This window comes from Sessilibacter sp. MAH3 (assembly GCF_054658275.1).
Genome location: NZ_BAAGIE010000025.1, coordinates 1 through 21,150, shown reverse-complemented (window position 1 = coordinate 21,150; position 21,150 = coordinate 1). Strand labels below are relative to the sequence as shown.

The following is a 21,150-nucleotide window of genomic DNA, read 5'->3' as shown; positions in this document are numbered from 1 at the left end:
TCTCTTGTCAAAAGCACGTTTTGTTTAGACAACTTCACTAGAGTGCAGAAGCTAAGTGTAAAACCCAAGTACTAAGCGTAAATGCAAAAGCGAAATAAATAACTAACACCTGAATTAAAAGAAGAAACTCAGATTTACTCCGAGCTTCTTCTGTAGTTTACGAGTGTATTATTTCTTCGCTTTTGTCTCGCGTTTCTGTTTTTTAGAAACAACCCACTTCCCACCTTCGTAATAAGCTTGCCAGCCAGTGGCCTTACCGTCTATTTCAGTTTGTACATAATGCTCTTTTGTCTTGCGACTAAAGCGTACAATAGTGCGGTTGCCTTCATCATCAGTGAGCGGGGCTGTAAATAAAAATGTATATTTAGAATCGATTTCGTTTTTATGTGGCAGTAGCTCGTCAACAAACGGCGCTCGCGTTTCACGATTTTTCGGGAACTGACTTGCTGCTAAGAAGATACCCGATGCACCATCACGCAGAACATAGACATCATCTACTTTCTGACACTTTAGCTCGGGCATAGGCACTGGGTCCATTTTTGGTGGAGCCGCTTCGCCATTTTTCAGCAGTTTACGAGTGTTTTTACAGCTTTCGTTGGTACAGCCAAAATACTTACCGAAACGCCCCGTTTTAAGTTGCATTTCGCTGCTACATTTGTCGCACTCAATAACAGGGCCATCGTAACCCTTAATTTTATAACTGCCCTGCTCGATTTCATAACCTGAACAATCGGGGTTACGGCCGCAAATGTGCAGTTTGCGGTGATCATCGATCAAATAGCTGTCCATGGCTGTATTGCATTTGGCGCAGCGACGTTTAGAACGAAGTTGTTTAGATTCGGCTTCTTCGTCTTGTTCAACATCCACGACCTCATCACCCGAGACCAAATTCATGGTGTTTTTGCAACGCTCTTTTGGCGGCAGCGCATAACCGGAACACCCTAAAAATACACCCGTACTGCCGGTGCGAATTTGCATGTGTCGACCACAGGTTTCGCACTTAATATCGGTATCCGTTGGCTGATTTTCACGCATACCAGCATCGGGATCTTGAGCTTTTTGCAGGTGCTCAGAGAAGTCTTTATAAAAATTATCGAGAACGTCTTTCCAATTCACCTTTCCGTCGGCAACATCATCAAGGGTTTCTTCCATTCGGGCGGTGAAGCCGTAATCCATTAATTCATTAAAGCTCTCTTGCAGACGTTCGGTAACAATATCCCCCATTTTTTCTGCGTAAAATCGTCGGTTCTCGGTACGAACGTAACCCCGATCTTGAATGGTAGAAATAATGGATGCGTACGTGGAAGGACGACCGATACCACGCTTTTCGAGCTCTTTGACAAGACTGGCCTCGGTAAAGCGTGCCGGAGGCTTAGTAAAATGTTGGTTGGGATCGAGCTTAACAAGATCCAGTTTGTCGCCGACTTTAATATCGGGCAGAACTTGATCTTCTTCTTTTTTACTTACCAATGGTTGTACTTTTAAATAGCCATCAAAACGAATCACGCGGCCACGGACTTTAAGTTCGTGATCTGCGGTTTTAATCGTCACCGAAGTACTGGTAAATTCTGCCGGTGGCATTTGACACGCCACAAACTGCTGCCATATCAGAGCGTATAATCGCTCTGCATCGCGCTCCATACCTTTAAGCTGCGCAGGTTGCAAGCTTACGTTTGACGGTCTAATCGCCTCATGCGCTTCTTGAGCGCCCGCTTTACTGGAATATGATATTGGAGCTTCGGGTAAATATTTTTTTCCGTAGCTCTCTAAGATGTAGTCTCTACACGCAGCCACAGCCTCTTTACTCAAGTTCGTTGAGTCGGTACGCATGTAAGTAATATAACCCGCTTCATAAAGACGCTGAGCCATTGTCATGGTTTTTTTAACACTGAAACCTAAACGATTACTGGCCGCCTGTTGCAGTGTTGAGGTGATGTAAGGCGCAGACGGTTTTGATTGCGTTGGCTTGTCTTCACGGTCAGTAACCGTGAAATCGGCACCGGAGAGAATATTTACGGAGTGATCTGACTGCTCTTTGTTGGTAGGACGATAATTCTCACCCTTGTATTTTTTTACTTCAAATCTAAAAGCATCTTTTTGTTTGTTTTTTAGATCGGCAAACAAAGACCAGTATTCTTCAGGAATAAATGCCCGAATTTCATTCTCACGCTCAACGATCAGCTTAACAGCCACCGACTGCACACGACCGGCGGATAAACCTCTGGCGACCTTCTCCCACAACAAAGGCGAAACCATGTAACCGACGATTCGATCTAAGAAACGTCTGCTTTGCTGCGCTTCGACTCGATGCATGTCTAGAGGACCTGGTGATTTGAAGGCCTCTTGAATAGCTGACTTGGTAATCTCGTTAAACACCACTCGACGGTAGCGCGATTCGTCGCCCCCAATGGCTTCACGCAAGTGCCAGGCAATGGCCTCTCCCTCTCTATCCAAGTCGGTTGCGAGATAGATGGTGTCTGCCTTACTGGCTAAAGATTTTAATTCAGATACGACATTTTCTTTTTTGGGAAGAATTTCGTACTCAGCAGCCCAATCGTTGTCGGGATCAATACCCATACGTTTAATAAGCTGTTCTTTGGCTTTGCGTTGTTTATGAACAACTTTTTCTTCAGGCGATAGTTTACGGGTTATAGCTGCCTGACGCGCACGCTCTTTTGCATCGACGACGGTACTTTGGCTTCCACTGGTGGGCAGATCGCGAATATGACCAACACTCGACTTTACGATGTACTCATTGCCCAAGTACTTATTAATAGTCTTAGCTTTGGCAGGTGATTCCACAATAACTAACGATTTTCCCATGTGATCCTTCTAGAGCGTACTGTTTGTTTTATAGTCAGTTGACGAAATTTCAGCGTTCAGATGCGCATATATAAGACCTGAATCTGCAAGGGTCAAGTTTGGTTATAGCAAAAATGTATGAAAGTACTTAATAAAAGACCCAAAATTCTTGCAAAACCGATCGTTATTTATGTTATCGACCGGTAAATAAAGTAGTTTATATAACTCTATGATTTTCATGAAAATTTATCATTAAAAAATACTCGCTCGCGGCCGATAACGATTGTAATTACTCCATCAATTTCGGGTTTAAAATGAATGCTTTTTTCGCTTTCATTCTTTTTAGCATAATTTGCGTAGGTTCACTGTTAGTTGTCAGTTGGGCTAATCATATCGAGACTCGCAATCGTCTCATTCGCCAACGCATTCATATATTAAAAAAACAATACGAAGAGATACAACAACTCATCATCACTGTAGATCAAACAGTAGAACCTCGCGTGATTGTAAAATTACTTAATGAAGAAAGTTTGTCTATTTTAGCGTCAGCCAGAGAATTAGATAGTGATGATAGTTTTATCATCGCGGCAACAAAAAATGCTGAATCTTTAAACAAAGAGCTCTCTGAAGATAAAGAACCTGATAAGCGAATTTATCGTATACGCGAATCCGATGCACAAATAGCATTGGCTCAATACCATCTTGAAAAAGCAGCCAATGTGCTAATACACAAGCAGTCTAGAGGAGAAATCAGCTACGAAGAACTCACAGATTTTAAATTGGCATTACTGTGGGCAAAATTGATGCTCACCGTTTATTCCTTGATCGCACAGGGACATCAAGCGGTAAGCCGCGGCGAATTGCTTCCTGCAAGGGCATATTACCAAAAAGCAAGAGGCGGACTGACACAGTCGTCCCATCCCGATAAGCGGCGTAAATTACTCATAAAAGAACTAAAAGAAATTATTGATGGAAAAAAACAATCAATATCTGAAGACTTAATGCCGGAAAACGACTACAACCCAGACCGGAAAATCAAAGAAGATAATCTACTCGGCGAAGATTTTGACGAAGAAAATAACCTGGAAAACGCTAAAAAAGGTGCGGCGGCAGGTTGATTTAAACACAAAATGGCAGAACTTCTTTTTTATAGAATGACTTTTTACTGAAAGACTTTTTTGCTGAATTCATTTTGAATTGCGATAAGAAACGTAACGCGATTAGATTTTCCCGTGTTTATAGAGCTTAAACATTATTTGACAGAAATTAAAACTTCTCGCAATTGCTCCAAAAATTCGCGAACGACTTCTAATTTGGTAGAATTATTCTCGTTCCAGTCAACAAATACTCCCTGAGTTGTACAGCCAATAGATGCAATATTCTCCAGAATCTCGTTGTTCAGTAATAACGCTGTAAGTTTTTCTTCCGGTAAATTAATCGCCTCGACTTTTTCCCAAGTTTTTGCCAAATGAAGATCGTGTTCATACCCTTGTTTAAACAGAAAAAAAGTGCATTTCGGCGGATGTTGAGTATGCCAAGGTTGTTGATAACGCATGTAAGAATTTACTTTAACCTTGAATTTTGATGGCCAAACACACATTGTTACCATTAAACCCATCTTGCGAGCATCGTCACGTAATTTAGCAAGTCGTTGTTGTGTTTTTGTGGGTTGCATCATCATAATTGGGCCAACGGCAAGCGCGATGGCGAGTAGGACAAAAATTAACGGTGTCCAATTTTGCATTTTGTTGCACCAAATCAAATATTTTTTGTTATCAATCGGCTAGTTTATTATTTGCATGAGTTCGCTGCTACTACTAGCTTCTACTACAAAAATATCTATACCAATTTCGGAGGTCACCATGCCCAGCTATCAACACATAATTGCAGGCTTAGACTTATCGCCTGAGTCAAAACAGGTCATGGAGAAAGCAAAATTTTTGGCAGAAAATTCAAACGCAAAACTTTCTATCGCACATATTATTGAACCATTAGTGTTTACTTACGGTGGCGATATTCCTATGGATATCAGCTCCATCCAAGAACAAATCCGAGTGCAAGCAACCTCTGATCTGGAAAAAATTGGCGCTGAGTTTGGCGTTGCGACGGAAAACCAATTTGTTTTGGTAGGCCAACCCGCCAGCGAGCTGCACGATTTAGCCGCTAAACAAAACGGCGATTTGATCGTGGTAGGTAGCCATGGTCGCCATGGTTTATCGTTACTGCTTGGATCAACGTCTAACTCGGTACTGCACGGCACCGAATGCGATGTGTTGGCGGTTCGAGTGAAAAAATCTACGGATTAATACAGCTTTAACGATGCTGCTTTAAGTTTAAGGAAACTCTGATTTGATCAGAGTTTCCTTGGTTGAGGCCCATGCAGTGGGTTTTACCTAAACTCTCACAATCAAACAACTAGCTTGTCTTATGCTTCGCCGTTAGCCATTGCTTCGAGTTCAAGCCAACGCTCGTAATACTCGTCCAAATTACTTTTTAATTTTTCGTGTCGATCAAGAGCTGCCTGAATTTTATCTTGATCTTGCGAATAAAACGCTGGATCACCCATTTCAGCCTCAATCGATTCGATATCCCCTTCTAAGCTTTCTAGCTTACTGGGTAATCCGTCTAATTCACGTTGTAATTTATAACTAAGCTTGACCTTGGCTGCTTTGACTTCTTTTGGAGCTTCGACTTTCTCTGCATCTGCAAGCTTTGCAGGTTCCTCATAGGTCGATTCAGCAACAGGTTTTTCGGTGTTGGAAGGCCATTGACCGCCCTGGGCAATCCAATCGTCGTAACCACCAACGTATTCTCGAACTCGGCCGTTCCCTTCGAAGGCAATGGTGCTGGTAACAACGTTATTGAGAAATTTACGATCATGGCTTACGAGTAAAATCGTACCTTTGTAACCGCCCAACACCTCTTCAAGTAATTCAAGAGTTTCTACGTCAAGATCGTTAGTGGGCTCATCCAATACCAGTAGATTACTGGGTTTACTGAATAATTTAGCGAGTAGAACCCGGTTACGTTCGCCGCCGGAGAGTGCCCGTAAAGGCGTTCTGGCTCTTTCGCCGGTAAATAAGAAGTCCTGTAAGTAACTGATGATGTGTTTTTGCTTACCATCGATTTCGATGAACTCTCTTCCCTCGGCAATATTATCCACCGGAGACGCATCCAGATTTAACTGCATTCTGAGTTGATCGAAATAACTCAGCTCAATGTTGGTACCCAGCTTCACCTTGCCTTGTTGAGGCGTTAAATCGCCTAAAACAATTTTCAACAAAGTACTTTTACCGGCGCCGTTAGGCCCAATCAAACCAATACGATCACCACGAACGATCGTAGTAGTAAAGTTAGAAATGATTGCGCGGCCATCGTAAGATTGACTAACGCCTTCTAACTGAGCAACCAGCTTACCCGAGATAGAGCTATCGGTAACTTTTATGTCGGCATTGCCAACACGATTACGGCGTTGGCTGCGTTCATCACGCATGGCCTTAAGGGCACGAACACGGCCTTCGTTGCGGGTACGTCTGGCTTTAATTCCCTGGCGAATCCACTTCTCTTCTTCAGCGAGACGTTTATCAAAAAGCGCATTGTGGCGTTCTTCTTCGGCCAAAAGCGCTTCTTTCTTTTCTAAAAATCGTGTGTAGTTGCCAGAGAACTGAAATAAATTACCGCGATCAAGCTCAACAATACGATTAGCGAGATGCTCCAGAAATGAGCGATCGTGGGTAATAAAGACAATAGCGCCGTTGAAATTAAGCAGCTGTTTTTCTAACCACTCAATCGTAGAAACATCAAGATGGTTGGTTGGCTCGTCGAGCATCAACACTTCAGGGTCGCGAACCAAAGCGCGAGCCAAAGCAACGCGCCTGCGCCAACCACCCGATAACGAACGCATGATTTTTGTGCCATCCAAGTCTAATCGGGTAAGCACTGTGTCAATGCGTTGGTTAAGTCCCCAACCGTTAACCGACTCTATATCGTGCTGTAACTTGGCCAACACATCAAAATCTTTATCGCTTGAAGCCGTTGCAGATAGGGCCTCGTAGTCGGCAAGCCACTTAGCAAGCTCCCCCAAACCTAATGCAACAGACTCTCGTACAGTAAGTTCATCAGCGTCTGGTAGATCTTGCTCAAGTCTTGATAAAACTAAGTTTGGTTTACGCCACACACTTCCGTCGTCAAGCTCTACATCTCCAGCTAAGACCTTCATGAGACTCGACTTACCGGCGCCGTTTCGACCAATCAAACACAATCGATCGCCAGGGTTTACCTCCAAATTTTGTTGGTCAAGTAAAATCGTTTGACCGTAGTTTAAGCTGGCATTTTCAAGTTTTATCAATGACATATTGTTCGATTCTAGGGGGTTTGGAAAACGCGCCATTGTAATGCTCAAAGGGATAAACCCCAAATGTTAAACACGTAATAGATAGCTGCGAGCTACAAATAAATACCTTCGCAGTTTTACCTAATGTTTATCGAGGTTTTTAGAGCAGTCTTACTCTCATAAATTTGTGAGTTAATCAGCCAATTTAAGACCAGGCTATTTTTGGCAGCTCGCGTTTTTTTGAACACCTTTTATACTCATTGAATCGCAAATCGAAACGAGCATCATCAAAAGTCAACTTTTTAGAAGTTTTTGTAAGTGTTCGATTGTGTTGATCAGATGCCGCTTTTTAGCGATAAACTGGGGTGGTCAGGTGAACGAAATTAATGAGTCAACAGATACGAATACAAATATCTGTCTTTTTAAAGGTTGCAAATCTACCTTTTTTACGTTTATGTTGGCGGATCTTAAAACTGAGATCGTCAAATAAGTGGCGAAAGCACATCCGTACTTGCGCAAATTCTCAACTCAGCAAGGCGCTTTAAGATTGAACGCAAATTTAAGAGCAAACCAATCTCAACTGAGGTTAATCATGCAGTGGTTTTCAACAGGAATGTTATTGTCAGTAAATAAAGGAATTAAGACTGGTCCCAGTTTAGCGTGTAACTCAAACGCTAAAACTTCTGCCCCTGGCCTTCAGATGAAAGCGGTGACTCGCCTTCGATCAAATACATCCATTGTAAAGATTCTGGCTACAGGCATTATTGCCTCCATTTGCCAACAAGCCGCAGCCGTAACAACACCAGAAGAACTGGTAAAACTGGCGGAACAACGCACTCTTTATTCGCAAATTGAAAAAGATCTCCAGTCTCGAAAAATTAAATACGAAGATATTGATTTCTCGAAACTCGAAGGTTATCCATTGGTTGCCTACCTAGAGTTTCAAAATCTCAACAATAATTTGTCAGCGGCGAAATCCGAACAAATTTCCGATTTTTTGTCTCGCTATCCTGATTCTTGGCTGTCCGGAAGATTAAGAACTAACTGGTTAAACTATCTCGCGAGCAAAAAACAATGGCAAACTTTCGCGAATTATTACGATAGCTCCCTCAACAACACAGAACTTCAATGTAAGTCGTTAGATTCTCGCTATCGTCAAGGCGATAAGTCTGTACTGAATGAAGTAGCGGCTGTTTGGAATGAAGGTAAATCGCTGCCCAAATCTTGTGATTACATTTTTTCGACTTGGTTAAAAAGCGATGCCTTCGACGCGAAAATTGCGTGGCAACGTCATTTTAAAGCCATTGAAGAAGGTAACGCCTCTTTAGCGGAATACGTATCACGTTACATTAGCGCCGATTTACAGCCATTGGCTAAAGAACTTCGCAGTATTTATCACTACCCTTCGAAACTCGAACATCTTCTAAAGCTGACACAAGCTCCCAAAGAAATCGAAGATGTCATCCATTACGGCGTAAAACGCTACGCAAAATACAACCCTCAAGCCACTTTGAGACTTTGGGAAAAGTTTGACTCGGCCTATCTTTTAGAAACCGATAAACGTAATGAAACGACCGAGTTTTTGGCGTATCGACTTATCTTGAAAGACGAGCCGGAACTCGCTAATCGTCTACTCGAACGCAACAAGATTGCCAGCGAGCGAGTAACCGAAAAGCAACTTCGTGCCGCCTTGAGCAAGAAAAACTGGTCACAAGTAGATAGCCTAATAAGCAATCTATCTACCGAAGCGCAAAACAGTAATCGCTGGCAATATTGGCGACTACGTGCACAAGAATCGCTGGCAAAATTACCAAAAGAAGACATTCTTCGTGGTTACACCGCTATTTCTGGTGAGCGAGACTTCTACTCATTTTTAGCCGCCGAACGTTCAGACTCTACCTACAACCTAGGTCATCAGTCGATACCGGTTTCTCCGGCAATTGTCGAAAAACTGGATTTAAACCCACATTTGCAGCGCTCTAGAGAACTATTTCTGCTCGGTAAAGTTAATCAAGCTCGAATGGAATGGCAGTTTGGAACTCGCAATCTCGAAGCCGAAGATCTTATTAACGCCGGACACATAGCGCACTCCTGGGGATGGCACAGAAAAACCATTGAATCTCTCGGTCAAGCCAAATTTTGGGACGATCTGGACTTAAGATTCCCAATTTTATACAACGAAGAATTTCAAAAAGCCTCGCAAGCCACAACAGTTGCCCCAGAGTATCTGTTGGCTATTGCTCGGCAAGAAAGTGCCTTTGCGGTTGATGCTCGATCACCGGCAGGAGCAATGGGACTAATGCAGCTGATGCCCGCGACAGCCAATCAAACCGCTCTCAGTATTGGCATACCCTACCGCAAATCAGATTTATTGATTCCCGAACACAATATTCTGCTTGGTGGCAGCTATTTAAATCAGATGTTACAAAAGTTTAATGGCAACCGAATTTTAGCAACAGCGGCTTACAACGCAGGCCCCCATCGCGTGTCGGGATGGCTAAACCCCCAAGATAAACGCGTTGATTTTGACGTATGGATAGAAACCATTCCCTATAACGAAACGCGAAGATACGTACAAAACGTACTAACCTATTCGTTAATCTACAGTCATTTGATGGGTGTTGAAAAACGCTTGTTAGAGCAGAATGAATGGAACGAGCCGCTGTAATATTGGCCTTCAAAACATTGAAATGCCCACTTTAGTGGGCATTTTCTTGATGTCTGGCTACGAGCTTTTGAACCGCCTTGGCCACTTCGTCAGGTTTGAATTTAGATAAGAATTCATCACACCCTACTTTATCAACCAACGCTTGATTAAACGCGCCGCTCAGTGACGTATGCATGATGATGTAGACATCTGCTAGCTCTGGGTCACTGCGCACCTCGTGAGTTAACCGATAGCCATCCATTTCGGGCATTTCTGCATCAGTGATCATCAATAGCAAAGATTCGTTGATGGGTTTGTCTTTCGCTAATTTTTTGAGAACCTGTAAACCCTCTACGCCATTTTTAGCTTGGATACATTTAAGGCCTAAATTAGCGATCGTAGAGGTCAGCTGATTTCGTGCAGTCGCTGAGTCATCTACGGTAAGAACTTTTAAATCGAGAGATTGAGCATACGTCCTAAGATCTTGGTTTAAAACATCAGCGGAAATATCTGTTGTATAAGGAATTATTTCCGCTAGCACTTTCTCAACATCAATAATTTGTACCAGCTTATCGTCTAAATTGGTAATTGCCGTCAAAAAATTATTGTTGCCGCTGCTCAAGGGCGGTGGCGAAATCTTCTCCCAATTTAAATTCACAATTCGATCAACCTGCCCGACCAAAAAGCCTTGAACAGAGCTGTTATATTCACTGACGATGAGATTCGTTGGTTGACCCGAACCAAATAGCGGACGGCCACCCAAAGCAGACTGAAGATCGATAACCGCGAAGCTCATGCCGCGGATATGGGCCACCCCGCAGATTGCCGGATGACGATTAGGAACAGCGGTAAGTGGAGGAAGTTGAACAACTTCTCGTACCTTGAACACGTTGATAGCGTATATCTGACGGGAGCCTAACTTAAAGAGCAACAACTCCAGTCGATTTTCACCAACGAGTTTGGTTCTGCTATCGATAGTTTCTAACAGTTTGGACATGCTGCGTCGATTCCCAAATCAATGATGCTTTAAGTTTAGCAGTTCAATGGAAATCGGCTTTTTTTTAGAGATCTTTAATTTGTGATAGCCAGTTTTCGATATCTTCCGTCGAAAAAGGCCAATAGAGGCAAGTGTCTTCCAATCTTATGGATTGCTGCACCACACCGACCGGGGTATCAACTAACGGAATTGTCTCAGTATCGTTGCCCGTAATTGACTCCAAAGGACTTTCTGGAATAAGCCAATTAAACCTCTTCAACACATCGCCAGAGACCAACACAGGAATATGTACCGAGAAGGTGTTCAGTAGATAGGCGTGATTGATAATATCCCACTCCAAAACTTTTAGTTGATGGCGGCTCAATACTGGCCACAACTCAACTTTTGCCTTTTCGCACAACGAGCAGCCCAGAGTGGTGAGCAAAACAACGTGATCTTGGTTTGGAACTACACTCATAAATTCACACATTCACATTCCAATCGGCCTTTAAAAAGGCTCAAAAAACAAACAGAAGCGCAGACACCAAAATAAGTGCTAGCACCAAAGAGCCTATCAAAAGTAATTTAATACCTACCCCGCCGTCGTCATCTCTGTTAACGGAAACGCGAGAATTAGTGCGTTCTACGTTACGCGCAGTTGAATTGGAAAAACTTACAGACACAGGCTTTGCGGGTTTTGGCTTGATATTTTCTGTTCGAACTGATGGCGCACCTGCTTGAATCATTTCTTCTGAAATGGCAGATCTAACCATAGTTTTATCGGAATCGTTCTGAGGTCCATTGACCTTAAATGTTAAACTGTCAAAACGAAGTTCATCACCGGGATTTAAAATAGTCGTGGAGATGGGTCTTCCATTGACATAAGTGCCGTTCGAAGAATTTAAATCAGACACCTCAAGCCGATTATTTCCTACCAATCGAAATTGCGCATGATGGCGCGACAAATGTGCCAGCAAAATTACAATGTCACAGTCTTTTGCACGCCCTACCGTAAAACCATCACGAATGTCATAGTGATTTTTCGATAAACCCACTTGTTGAGCGGTAATCGACCAACCCGAAGGTTTAGCAATATTATTTGTGTCAGATACAGAGGTTGCCGGATGTTTTATCGCCGCCTGATTTTTTGGATCGATAATTTTTAACCGCGTTGAGCCTAGGGTAATCTCATCATTAACGTAAGCACGCACTTTTAAACCTATGCGACTGCCATTCACAAAAATTGCTTGCTCACTTCGTTTATGAATGAGCAAATCTTCGCCACGAACAAAAATTTCTAAATGACAAGCATCTACATTTGGATCGTGAATGACTAAATTGTTGGTTGAGGAACTACCAACTGATACTTTTGGCTCAACTAACCAAATACCATCTTTGTTGTCTCCTACAACTTTAAGCTTGAGCATGCCTAATCTCTTAAAATCCTGTAAAAATTAGCGATTAATTTACCTTAACGGATAACCTGTTACCATAACTAGGTCTTGCATATAGGCTAAATTGATTTTTGGTTTATGATGAATCTTATTAAATTTAAACCGTCAGTATCTGCACGGTTATTTATTTTTCAGTGTCCTGTTAAATAAACTACAAGATAGCTAATTTGAAAACGTGAATAGTTAATATGCCATTAAACTACGCAGCCGAATCCCATTGTGGAGCTGTGAGAACTAACAACGAAGATTCTTTTTCAGCAGATGCTGACATGGGTTTATTTATGGTCGCCGATGGTATGGGTGGTCATAAAGCCGGAGAAGTCGCATCTGCGGTCGCAATTTATCAAAGTCGTCGTTATTTGAACGAAGGACTGAGTCTAGCCGATGCGTTGAACCAATCACATAAAGATATATTAGAAGTTGGAAGCGGTATTAACAAAATCGGGATGGGTTCAACCGCGGTAGCACTTCAAAATTACGGTAGAAGCTATGAAATCAGCTGGGTTGGCGATAGCAGAGCTTATCTTTGGGACGTAGATGATGGCAGCGGCAGATTATCGCGATTAACTCACGATCATTCATTCGTACAAACCTTAATCGACCAAGGCCAAATAAGCGAATTAGAAGCGCGCCATCACCCCCAAAGAAATGTCATCACCCAATGTTTGGGTAATCCTCAACAAGACCAAGTTTATCCGGGTTCACGTACGTTTAATTGGAAACCCAATCAATGGATTTTACTGTGCAGTGACGGCCTTACCGGTGAGTTACAAGATGAACAAATTGCGCACATTTTGGCGGGATCATCAGACTTACAAGAAGCCGTAAAGTATCTAATGAATCAAGCCATAGCCAATGGCGGTCACGACAACATTAGCATCATCATTATCGAAACACCTGCCAAGGCAACCAGACTGAGCAAATTTCGGTCACGAGTTAATGCTTTATTCAATCGCGATAAAAGTTGACCGGCACACTCATGGAATTACCTGGCTATAAAATTCTAAAAAAAATAAACCAAGGTGGAATGGCGACGGTTTATTTGGCCCTACAAGAAAGCTTAGACAGACGTGTCGCGCTAAAAGTAATGTCGCCAGTATTAAGCGCCGATAAGGGATTTACCGAGCGCTTTCGCCGCGAAGCCAATATTGTAGGTCAACTCTCACATCCCAATATTATTGCGATTTACGACATTGATGAATACAAAAAAATCAAGTATATCGCCATGGATTATTTACCAGCGGGATCGGTCACCGATCGAATCCACGAAGGTATTTCTGCCCAGGAATCGTTAGACATTGTTCGCCAAATGGCCTTAGCGCTAGAACATGCCCACGATAAAGGTTTTATTCACCGCGATATTAAACCAGAGAATATTCTCTTTAGAGCCAATGGCATTCCAGTGCTGTCGGACTTTGGTGTTGCCCGAGCCGTCTCAAGCAATACTCAAATGACAAATGCCGGCACTGTGCTCGGCACGCCCAACTATATGAGTCCTGAACAAGCGCGAGGTAAAGAACTTGACGGACGTTCAGACCTGTACAGCCTTGGCGTTGTTTTTTACGAAATGTTGGTTGGTCATCCGCCCTATCAAGCAGAAGAAGCGGTCGCTGTCGCAATACAGCATTTAACTGCTCCGATACCTAAACTGCCTGCTGAGCTTTCGGTGTATCAGCCGCTCATAAATCGCCTGCTCGCCAAAAAACCGGAAGATCGTTTTCAATCCGCGCGAGAAGTGATCGATTTTATTGACAGCTTTAACGCAACACTGGCAATCCATAAACGATCGTCTGGAAACGCTCCAGAAATTTCAACCTACGATTTATTTAAAGCATTAATCGCCACCAGTTACGCCCACATTACAAGCTCTATTAAAAAGAAAATAGGCGCAGGCCCTACAGTTAAAAAACTAGAGACCGAAATCAGTGAAATAACACCCACCGAAGTAAGGCCCCATATATTCGGTGCCGGCGGACTTGGCGTATTAGTCTACCGAAGAATTAATATACGATTAGCCTTAACAATAATAACCGTGGTAATTGCGGCCGCAATTGTAATTATCTGGGCAAGTATGGGTTCTGATTCAAGCAGTCAAGTTAATGACATAGATACCGTTATTGATAATCCTAAGAATCAAATAACATCTACTGAAAATAGCGCTAACTCAGAAAATACTCAGCCTCTTGATGACGGTATAAAAAATTCAGCAAATGAGCCTCAAGAGCTAGCGATCGCGCCGAAAAACAACCCTGAGACATCTGTAAATACAGCGGCCACCGCTGGATCTGTGGAGCAGCCAACAACAAAACCGTCACCCCAAAAGCCGACAAAATTTTCGGTAACGGTAAAAACACAACCTAAAGATGCGCTTGTTCGAATTATGAATATTCGCGAACGTTATCAAGATGGAATAAAACTCGCGCCCGCAAGATATCTTGTCAACGTCACAAAGTCTGGCTACTTTGATTTTCAACAATGGTACGAAGTGACCAATAACAATCTAACCATTGAAATTAATTTAACTAAAAAACCCACGGCGGGAAAAATAATTCAACACAAACTTGCTGACGGCACCAATGCTCCAGAAATGATTGTGATTGAACCCGGAAATTTCATCATGGGCAGTGTCAGTTTTCCAGACACGCAACCAAGACGCGAAGTGTCTGTGGATCATTATTTTGCCGTTAGCACGACCGAAATTACCTTTGAAGATTTCGATAAATTTACGCAAGCGACACATTCAGATTTTATTGGTGACCAAGGCTGGGGACGAGAAAAACGCCCAGTCATAAACGTTACTTGGTTGCAAGCCACAGCCTACACGCAATGGCTATCCAAACAAACCCAGCAAAAATATCGCTTAATTACCGAACTTGAATGGGAATATATTGCGAGCAATTACGGTAACCAAGAATATCCTTGGCCCGGCGAAGAAGAAGATGGACGCGAAAAAGCCAACTGCCGGTCGGGATGCAAAAGTACATTTTCAACATTTTTAACGCGAAAAACGGCACCAGCAAAAACTTACCCGCCCAATACACTTGGAATATTTGAATTAGGCGGTAACGTGGCCGAATGGACGCAGGACTGTTATTACCCTTCCTACGATTCTGCGCTCAATAAAAACACCGTAGATTGCGAATTTCACTCGGTTAGAGGCGGCAGCTACCTCGACAAAATCGATGAACTGAATGTGTTCAGGCGAGAAAGTTTTCCAGGTGATCAGTTTGAACGTGATTTAGGTTTTAGAATTGTGTTGGAATTACCCGGTATCTAAACTGGAAAAACAACCATGATCTAAAAACAAATTTGGTGCGATATTAAAAGCAGAAATACCGTCGTTATTAAAGACAGATACACCATAAAGAAAACGCTGACTAACTTAGAAGAACCTCTGATTAACTCATCCGAAAATTAGTCAGAGGGCAGAAATTGACAATGCGATTTCCAATTTCTTTAAAATTTCAATCACTTATAGTTCTTGAAATTAGCAACACATCCTTGTATCGAAAGAAACTCTAGGTTAATCAGAACTTCCTAGAGTTTCCTCTATTTAAATTAATACTGTTTTGCAAAGCTTATAACAAAAGCTACTGGCTCGGTTTAATTTGCCGAGCCACTTTGTTACATTTTATTTTTTAGCGTTTGAATTTTATCGCGATATTGAGCGGCTCGTTCGAATTCCAAGTCTTTCGCCGCCTGCATCATCTTCTGCTCAAGCTGGCCGATGGTCTTCCAAATATCCTGCCCTTCTTCAATTTGAATTTCATCTTTCGATTTTTTGCCACGCTTACTGGACTTAGAACCGCCACTCGCCGAGAAATGCGCACCTTCCATAATATCGGCAATACGCTTCTTAATTCCTTTTGGCGTAATTCCGTGCTCTTCGTTATACGCTATTTGTTTGGCACGGCGACGCTCCGTTTCATCAATAGCGCGTTGCATAGATCCGGTTATTTTCTCTGCGTATAAAATAGCACGACCGTTCACATTTCGCGCCGCCCGACCAATGGTTTGAATCAATGAGCGATCCGAACGCAAGAAACCTTCTTTGTCGGCGTCAAAAATCGCTACCAGAGAGACCTCCGGCATATCTAAACCTTCTCGCAGCAGATTGATACCAACCAACACATCAAACTCACCCAAACGAAGATCACGAATAATTTCTACACGCTCAACCGTATCAATATCAGAATGCACATAACGCACACGAACACCGTGATCTTGCAAATACTCGGTAAGATCTTCGGCCATGCGCTTAGTTAATACCGTTATTAAAATACGCTCATCGGCATCCACGCAGCGTTGGATTTCACTCAAACAATCATCCACCTGCGACGTAGCTGGGCGAATTTCAATGATTGGATCAACCAGTCCGGTAGGACGCACCACCTGCTCAACAACCTGCCCTGCATGCTCAGCCTCATAATTGCCGGGCGTGGCAGAAACGAAAATAGTTTGTGGGGCAAGACGCTCCCACTCATCAAAGCGCAAGGGCCGGTTATCTAATGCAGATGGCAACCGAAAACCGTATTCAACCAAGGTTTCTTTTCGGGAGCGATCGCCGCGGTACATTCCGCCAATTTGCGGAACAGTTACATGAGATTCATCAATAACCAGCAACGCATCCTGAGGTAAATAATCGAATAACGTCGGCGGCGGCTCACCCGGATTACGCCCAGAAAGATATCTAGAATAGTTTTCAATGCCCGTGCAGTAGCCTAACTCCTGCATCATCTCTAGATCGTACTTGGTACGCTGCTCAAGACGTTGTAACTCAACCAATTTATCCATATCCCGCAGCTGAGCGCGGCGATCTTCCAATTCTTCTTTAATTAAATCGATGGCAGACAGTATGCGACTACGCGGCGTTACGTAATGAGATTTCGGATAAATTGTCACTCTTGGAAGCTTACGAAAGACCTCTCCTGTTAATGGATCAAAAACAGAAATATTATCGACCTCGTCATCAAACAACTCCACACGGATAGCATCACGGTCCGAATCGGCCGGATAAATATCAATAACCTCGCCACGCACACGATAGGTCGCGCGGTGAAAATCGGCGTCGTTACGCGTGTACTGAAGCTCGGCTAAACGCCGAAGAATTGATCGTTGATCTATGTGATCACCGCGCACCAAATGCAAAACCATTTTCAAGTAAGAATCGGGATCACCCAAACCATAGATGGCAGAAACCGTCGCAACAACAATGGCATCATTGCGTTCCATCAATGCTTTGGTGGCCGAAAGCCGCATTTGCTCGATATGTTCGTTAATAGAAGCGTCTTTTTCGATAAAGGTATCGGAAGAAGGCACATACGCCTCTGGCTGATAATAGTCGTAGTAGGAAACAAAATATTCCACAGAGTTGTTTGGAAAAAACTCTTTAAATTCACCATATAACTGCGCAGCCAACGTTTTGTTGTGCGCCATAATCATGGTGGGACGCTGTATCTGTGCAATAACATTAGCGATGGTGAAGGTTTTACCTGACCCAGTAACACCCAGCAAAGTTTGGTGAGCAAGGCCGGCTTCAATACCTTCTACCAGTTGTTTGATGGCCGTTGGTTGATCACCGGAGGGCTTAAACTGACTTTCGACGACAAATTCTTTATTCATGTAATCTCTAATTAACGTTTTGCTCAAAATTTTATTCGAGCGAACCGAAAGCAAAGCAGCAAACATAACACAAAGCACCGGCAGGTTTCTGCCCAGTGTTTATGCCTTATTTTGCTTTTGTTACTCGGCAATCCCGGAACCCGAACCGTGCTCATTCTTATCTTGAATAGGTTCTAGCTGAGATTTATCCAGCATTTTGACCATAACCGATTCTAAAGTGGTCTTTTCAGTTCTGAGCTCGACAATTGTAATCTCGCTTTGCCGTAGCTCTTGCTCTAAACGCTTTACAGTTTCACGCGCACTATTAAGCTCACGCTCACCGCGTTGATGGCTACTATGCAGCTCCGCCTGACTCTTCGACAACTGATCAGCCAAGTCACCATTGGTTTTTTCCAAACCCACTACCCTGTCACGAGCAGCCGCAAGCTCCCCAGCTAAATTCTGATGTTGCTCAATAGCCTGCTTATACTGCAACTCAAGTGATGCCTTTTCAGCCACCAACTTGGTGTTTGCATTGGTTAAATTACTGATCTCAAGCCGCTGTAGAGAAATCGTTTCAGACAGAGCCTTGGCCTCCAACTGCCAATGCTGTACCTCAGCCTCGTGTCTGCGCAAATCTTGATCGCGCTGTTCCTTTACTGAGGCTCGGTAGTGCTCTAACGCCTCTCTGCTGTGTTTGTGCTTTTCTTCAAGAGACTGAATTTGTGATTTCTTTTCATCCAACGATACCGACAATCGACCGTGCTCAAGGTTGATAGATACCAATTGCTGCTTTAATGATTCGTAATCGGTAGATAACGCTTGAAACTGTTGCGTTAAATCATCAAACGCTTCCGTTTTAGCGGCTAACAACTGATTTAAATGGCTCTCCGATTGTACAAGTGCGTCTATTTTTCCAACCAGCGCATGCTGTTGGTCAGCAAAATCGTGCTCCACGCGAGTAATTTGCACCTCGGCCTGCTGCTGCAATTGCATCGACAGTTGTTTAACCAACTCTAAAATTGGCTCTGCAATACTCTCTTGCTCACTCAAAATAGCCGTATCTTGAGATTCAATCTCTCTCAAAAAACGATGGATTGTCGTTTTTGATCCCGTGTTTCCTAACTCAGCACGAACCGCATCAATGGTTGGATTACCACCCTTCGAAATCACAGATTCTCTGGCCAATTTGACAGATTCTAGATCAATTCCCGGTCTCGCCATATTTCATAGCCCAAAGCAGTTTGTTTATCATATCGTACCATTACGTATTTGATATTACATACTATGTTTAAGGACAATTAATAATAAATAAAAATAAATATAAGATTAAATAATCTATTATTATTTAATCTTATATAAAAACTAGATCATTTTTCAACCAAAAAATACTTCAAAAATACACCTCACCATCAAACCCAAACCAAACTACAAGCTAAGAATTCACCAGCACATGAGCTCGAATACTCCAAAAAAGCGTCTGGGAAACTTCTAATCCAAGATGAAAATAACGCCGGAGCTAGAGGCAGAAAAATACAGGGTCAAAAAGAGGCCAAACAAGCCAAGAAGAAAAAGACATTACCGCCGAAACCGCAATGTTGCTCACTAGGATCTGAAGAATGAGTAACGGGCAAAATATGGGACGCAAAAATACTAGATGTACGAAATATCGAATATCTCTGCTAATACAGATAAGTAACCTACAACACAGGCAGAAATATGGAGAACAAAAACAAACGAGAAGTTGCCGAAGTAGACCCTTCAACAAAGCTTATGGAAGAAAACTCTAAAACAACCTTCCCAACCGTTGAACGCTAAAAACTGAAATGAAGCCCTAACGCTAACGTCACATAGAAGCAGGACGTGGCGCAAATTTTAAGAACGGTAAATGGTTAAAATCGCAAAGAAATTGAAATCGCAGTTGCAATTTCTGCCTCTAATTAACTCATTCTAGAATTAATCAGAGGCTCTCAGAACATTCAGCAACAGCCCATCTAAATTACAACTCACCTTTTGTGTATGTACCCTGCAATAACTCACAACTCGATTTCAAACCTTCGGCTTCTTCTGGAGATCTTTTGTAATAGAAGTAAATAGCTTTTGCAGTTTGCGTGTTATCACATTTTGCTTGAAAAGGTTCTGGACAACTGGCGAGATAAGTAATTTTTGCGGCAGGCCCTCCCAGATCAACCGCCGCTTGAGAAAAGCCTTCGCACTGCGCTTTAAAATTTTCCTTTCCCATGCCGGCATTTTGAACACAATCTTTAACTTCGATATTTATTCCTAAAAAGACAGCGTTTGTCTCAAGAAGACAGGCTTCTTCAGCCAATACGTTCATGCTAAAAAATGATTGACAGATAAGTGCGATAACTAAAGATTTTTTTAACATACATTAAACTCTAACCTTAAAGATAGACACAACTAAACAATAGGAACCCCTGATTAACTCATCCATGATTTAATAAAAGGACAGCACTCGCCCCAGCAACATCAGCAATACAAAAACTTGCACACAATAAATGCCGCTGAGTAATATTGAGGTTTTTAATATCCAGAAGCGGATAGATACGCACAAAGAATATACTTAAGCATTAAAAAAACAAGATGCTAAGTATTAAAAAGTGTTGGCAACCGAATTACCTAACTATGCACTTTTCTTATTAAAGGAAGCTCTGATTAACCCAGAGTTTCCAGCGACACAAGAATGTGTCGCCAATTTCAAGAACGGTAAGTGTAGTGGTTTAATAATCTCGTACCAGCTTGTAGGGTAAACTGCCCCAAACAAAGGAACCTACAAATGGCCTATAAAAACTATCCTCCTAAATTTAAACACGAATCAGCAGCTCTAGTTTTAGATCAAGGATACACCATTCAAGAAGCGTGTGACGCCGTGGGTGTTGGTCAAACAGCGATTCGACGCTGGGTAACTCAACTGCAAGAAGAACGAGCCGGAAATACGCCTCAAAAAGCTAAGGCATTAACCGCTGAACATCAAGAAATTCAAGCACTAAAAGAAGAAGTTAAACGCTTGAAACGGGAGAAAGAAATATTAAAAAAGGCATCAGCGCTCTTGATGTCAGAAACCTTCAACGGTTCCAATTAATTGATGCATTAAGTGCGCAGTACAGTCAAAGAGAATTGTCTGACGTGTTTGATGTACCTCGCAGTACTTACAACTGTTATCGTCAGCGCTTGCTAATCCTAGATATGGAACGAATTCGTTTACGCGCTAGAGTAGTGTCTATTCACCGAAAGTCTCGTGGTAGCGCCGGTGCTCGTACGATTTGCGGCGTACTCAATCAATCGGGAGAATCCATCGGGCTTTTTAAAGTAAGGC

The 21,150-nt window shown here is 42.7% G+C and carries 15 protein-coding genes and 1 pseudogene; 7 read left to right on the top strand and 9 right to left on the bottom strand.

What is annotated here, in order from left to right; translation table 11 throughout:
- Positions 1-168 precede the first annotated feature (168 nt).
- Positions 169-2,823: a type I DNA topoisomerase gene (gene topA, locus ACYQ2C_RS14495; protein ID WP_460103801.1), complete on the bottom strand. Its 2,655-nt coding sequence runs from the start codon at positions 2,821-2,823 to the stop codon at positions 169-171.
- A 293-nt stretch (positions 2,824-3,116) separates the two neighbouring features.
- Here topA and ACYQ2C_RS14490 point away from each other — a divergent pair, with 293 nt between their 5' ends.
- Positions 3,117-3,920 (top strand): hypothetical protein, encoded by an 804-nt coding sequence (locus tag ACYQ2C_RS14490; protein ID WP_460103800.1) that lies wholly within the window; start codon positions 3,117-3,119, stop codon positions 3,918-3,920.
- Positions 3,921-4,054: 134 nt separating this feature from the next.
- On the opposite strand, the gene ACYQ2C_RS14485 is transcribed toward ACYQ2C_RS14490, so the two are convergent.
- Positions 4,055-4,546 (bottom strand): hypothetical protein, encoded by a 492-nt coding sequence (locus ACYQ2C_RS14485; protein WP_460103798.1) that lies wholly within the window; start codon positions 4,544-4,546, stop codon positions 4,055-4,057.
- Positions 4,547-4,664: 118 nt separating this feature from the next.
- Between ACYQ2C_RS14485 and ACYQ2C_RS14480 the strand changes: the two genes are divergently transcribed.
- Positions 4,665-5,108, top strand: coding sequence for a universal stress protein (locus ACYQ2C_RS14480; protein WP_460103797.1), 444 nt, complete (start codon positions 4,665-4,667; stop codon positions 5,106-5,108).
- 119 nt (positions 5,109-5,227) lie between these two features.
- On the opposite strand, the gene ACYQ2C_RS14475 is transcribed toward ACYQ2C_RS14480, so the two are convergent.
- Complete coding sequence (locus tag ACYQ2C_RS14475) at positions 5,228-7,156, bottom strand: ATP-binding cassette domain-containing protein (RefSeq protein ID WP_460048120.1); 1,929 nt, start codon at positions 7,154-7,156, stop codon at positions 5,228-5,230.
- 571 nt (positions 7,157-7,727) lie between these two features.
- On the opposite strand from ACYQ2C_RS14475, the gene ACYQ2C_RS14470 reads away from it, so the two are divergent.
- On the top strand, positions 7,728-9,803 hold the full coding sequence (locus ACYQ2C_RS14470) for a transglycosylase SLT domain-containing protein (RefSeq protein WP_460115703.1): 2,076 nt from the start codon (positions 7,728-7,730) through the stop codon (positions 9,801-9,803).
- 31 nt (positions 9,804-9,834) lie between these two features.
- Here ACYQ2C_RS14470 and ACYQ2C_RS14465 read toward each other — a convergent pair whose 3' ends face one another.
- The 3 genes from ACYQ2C_RS14465 to ACYQ2C_RS14455 all read right to left on the bottom strand — a co-directional run bounded on the left by ACYQ2C_RS14465 (position 9,835) and on the right by ACYQ2C_RS14455 (position 12,185).
- Positions 9,835-10,779, bottom strand: coding sequence for a chemotaxis protein (locus ACYQ2C_RS14465; RefSeq protein WP_460047984.1), 945 nt, complete (start codon positions 10,777-10,779; stop codon positions 9,835-9,837).
- 64 nt (positions 10,780-10,843) lie between these two features.
- Positions 10,844-11,236 carry a glutaredoxin family protein gene (locus tag ACYQ2C_RS14460; protein ID WP_460103794.1) on the bottom strand — a complete coding sequence of 131 codons (393 nt, stop codon included), beginning with the start codon at positions 11,234-11,236 and terminating at the stop codon, positions 10,844-10,846.
- A gap of 40 nt (positions 11,237-11,276) precedes the next feature.
- The gene (locus tag ACYQ2C_RS14455; RefSeq protein WP_460047981.1) at positions 11,277-12,185 is read right to left on the bottom strand and encodes an FHA domain-containing protein; all 909 of its coding nucleotides are present in this window, start codon (positions 12,183-12,185) and stop codon (positions 11,277-11,279) included.
- A gap of 215 nt (positions 12,186-12,400) precedes the next feature.
- Here ACYQ2C_RS14455 and ACYQ2C_RS14450 point away from each other — a divergent pair, with 215 nt between their 5' ends.
- Complete coding sequence (locus ACYQ2C_RS14450; protein ID WP_460047980.1) at positions 12,401-13,180, top strand: PP2C family protein-serine/threonine phosphatase; 780 nt, start codon at positions 12,401-12,403, stop codon at positions 13,178-13,180.
- 11 nt (positions 13,181-13,191) lie between these two features.
- Positions 13,192-15,489 carry a bifunctional serine/threonine-protein kinase/formylglycine-generating enzyme family protein gene (locus ACYQ2C_RS14445; RefSeq protein ID WP_460103793.1) on the top strand — a complete coding sequence of 766 codons (2,298 nt, stop codon included), beginning with the start codon at positions 13,192-13,194 and terminating at the stop codon, positions 15,487-15,489.
- Positions 15,490-15,836: 347 nt separating this feature from the next.
- On the opposite strand, the gene uvrB is transcribed toward ACYQ2C_RS14445, so the two are convergent.
- From uvrB to ACYQ2C_RS14430, 3 genes are all read right to left on the bottom strand, one after another.
- Positions 15,837-17,834 carry an excinuclease ABC subunit UvrB gene (gene uvrB / locus ACYQ2C_RS14440; RefSeq protein WP_460047978.1) on the bottom strand — a complete coding sequence of 666 codons (1,998 nt, stop codon included), beginning with the start codon at positions 17,832-17,834 and terminating at the stop codon, positions 15,837-15,839.
- 120 nt (positions 17,835-17,954) lie between these two features.
- Positions 17,955-19,037: a DNA-binding protein gene (locus ACYQ2C_RS14435; protein ID WP_460103791.1), complete on the bottom strand. Its 1,083-nt coding sequence runs from the start codon at positions 19,035-19,037 to the stop codon at positions 17,955-17,957.
- A gap of 775 nt (positions 19,038-19,812) precedes the next feature.
- On the bottom strand, positions 19,813-20,202 hold the full coding sequence (locus ACYQ2C_RS14430; protein WP_460103789.1) for a hypothetical protein: 390 nt from the start codon (positions 20,200-20,202) through the stop codon (positions 19,813-19,815).
- A 408-nt stretch (positions 20,203-20,610) separates the two neighbouring features.
- Between ACYQ2C_RS14430 and ACYQ2C_RS14425 the strand changes: the two genes are divergently transcribed.
- Both ACYQ2C_RS14425 and ACYQ2C_RS14420 read left to right on the top strand, forming a co-directional pair.
- Positions 20,611-20,916 (top strand): transposase, encoded by a 306-nt coding sequence (locus tag ACYQ2C_RS14425; protein WP_460103788.1) that lies wholly within the window; start codon positions 20,611-20,613, stop codon positions 20,914-20,916.
- 44 nt (positions 20,917-20,960) lie between these two features.
- Positions 20,961-21,150 (top strand): annotated as a pseudogene (locus ACYQ2C_RS14420) (hypothetical protein); the annotation flags it as partial.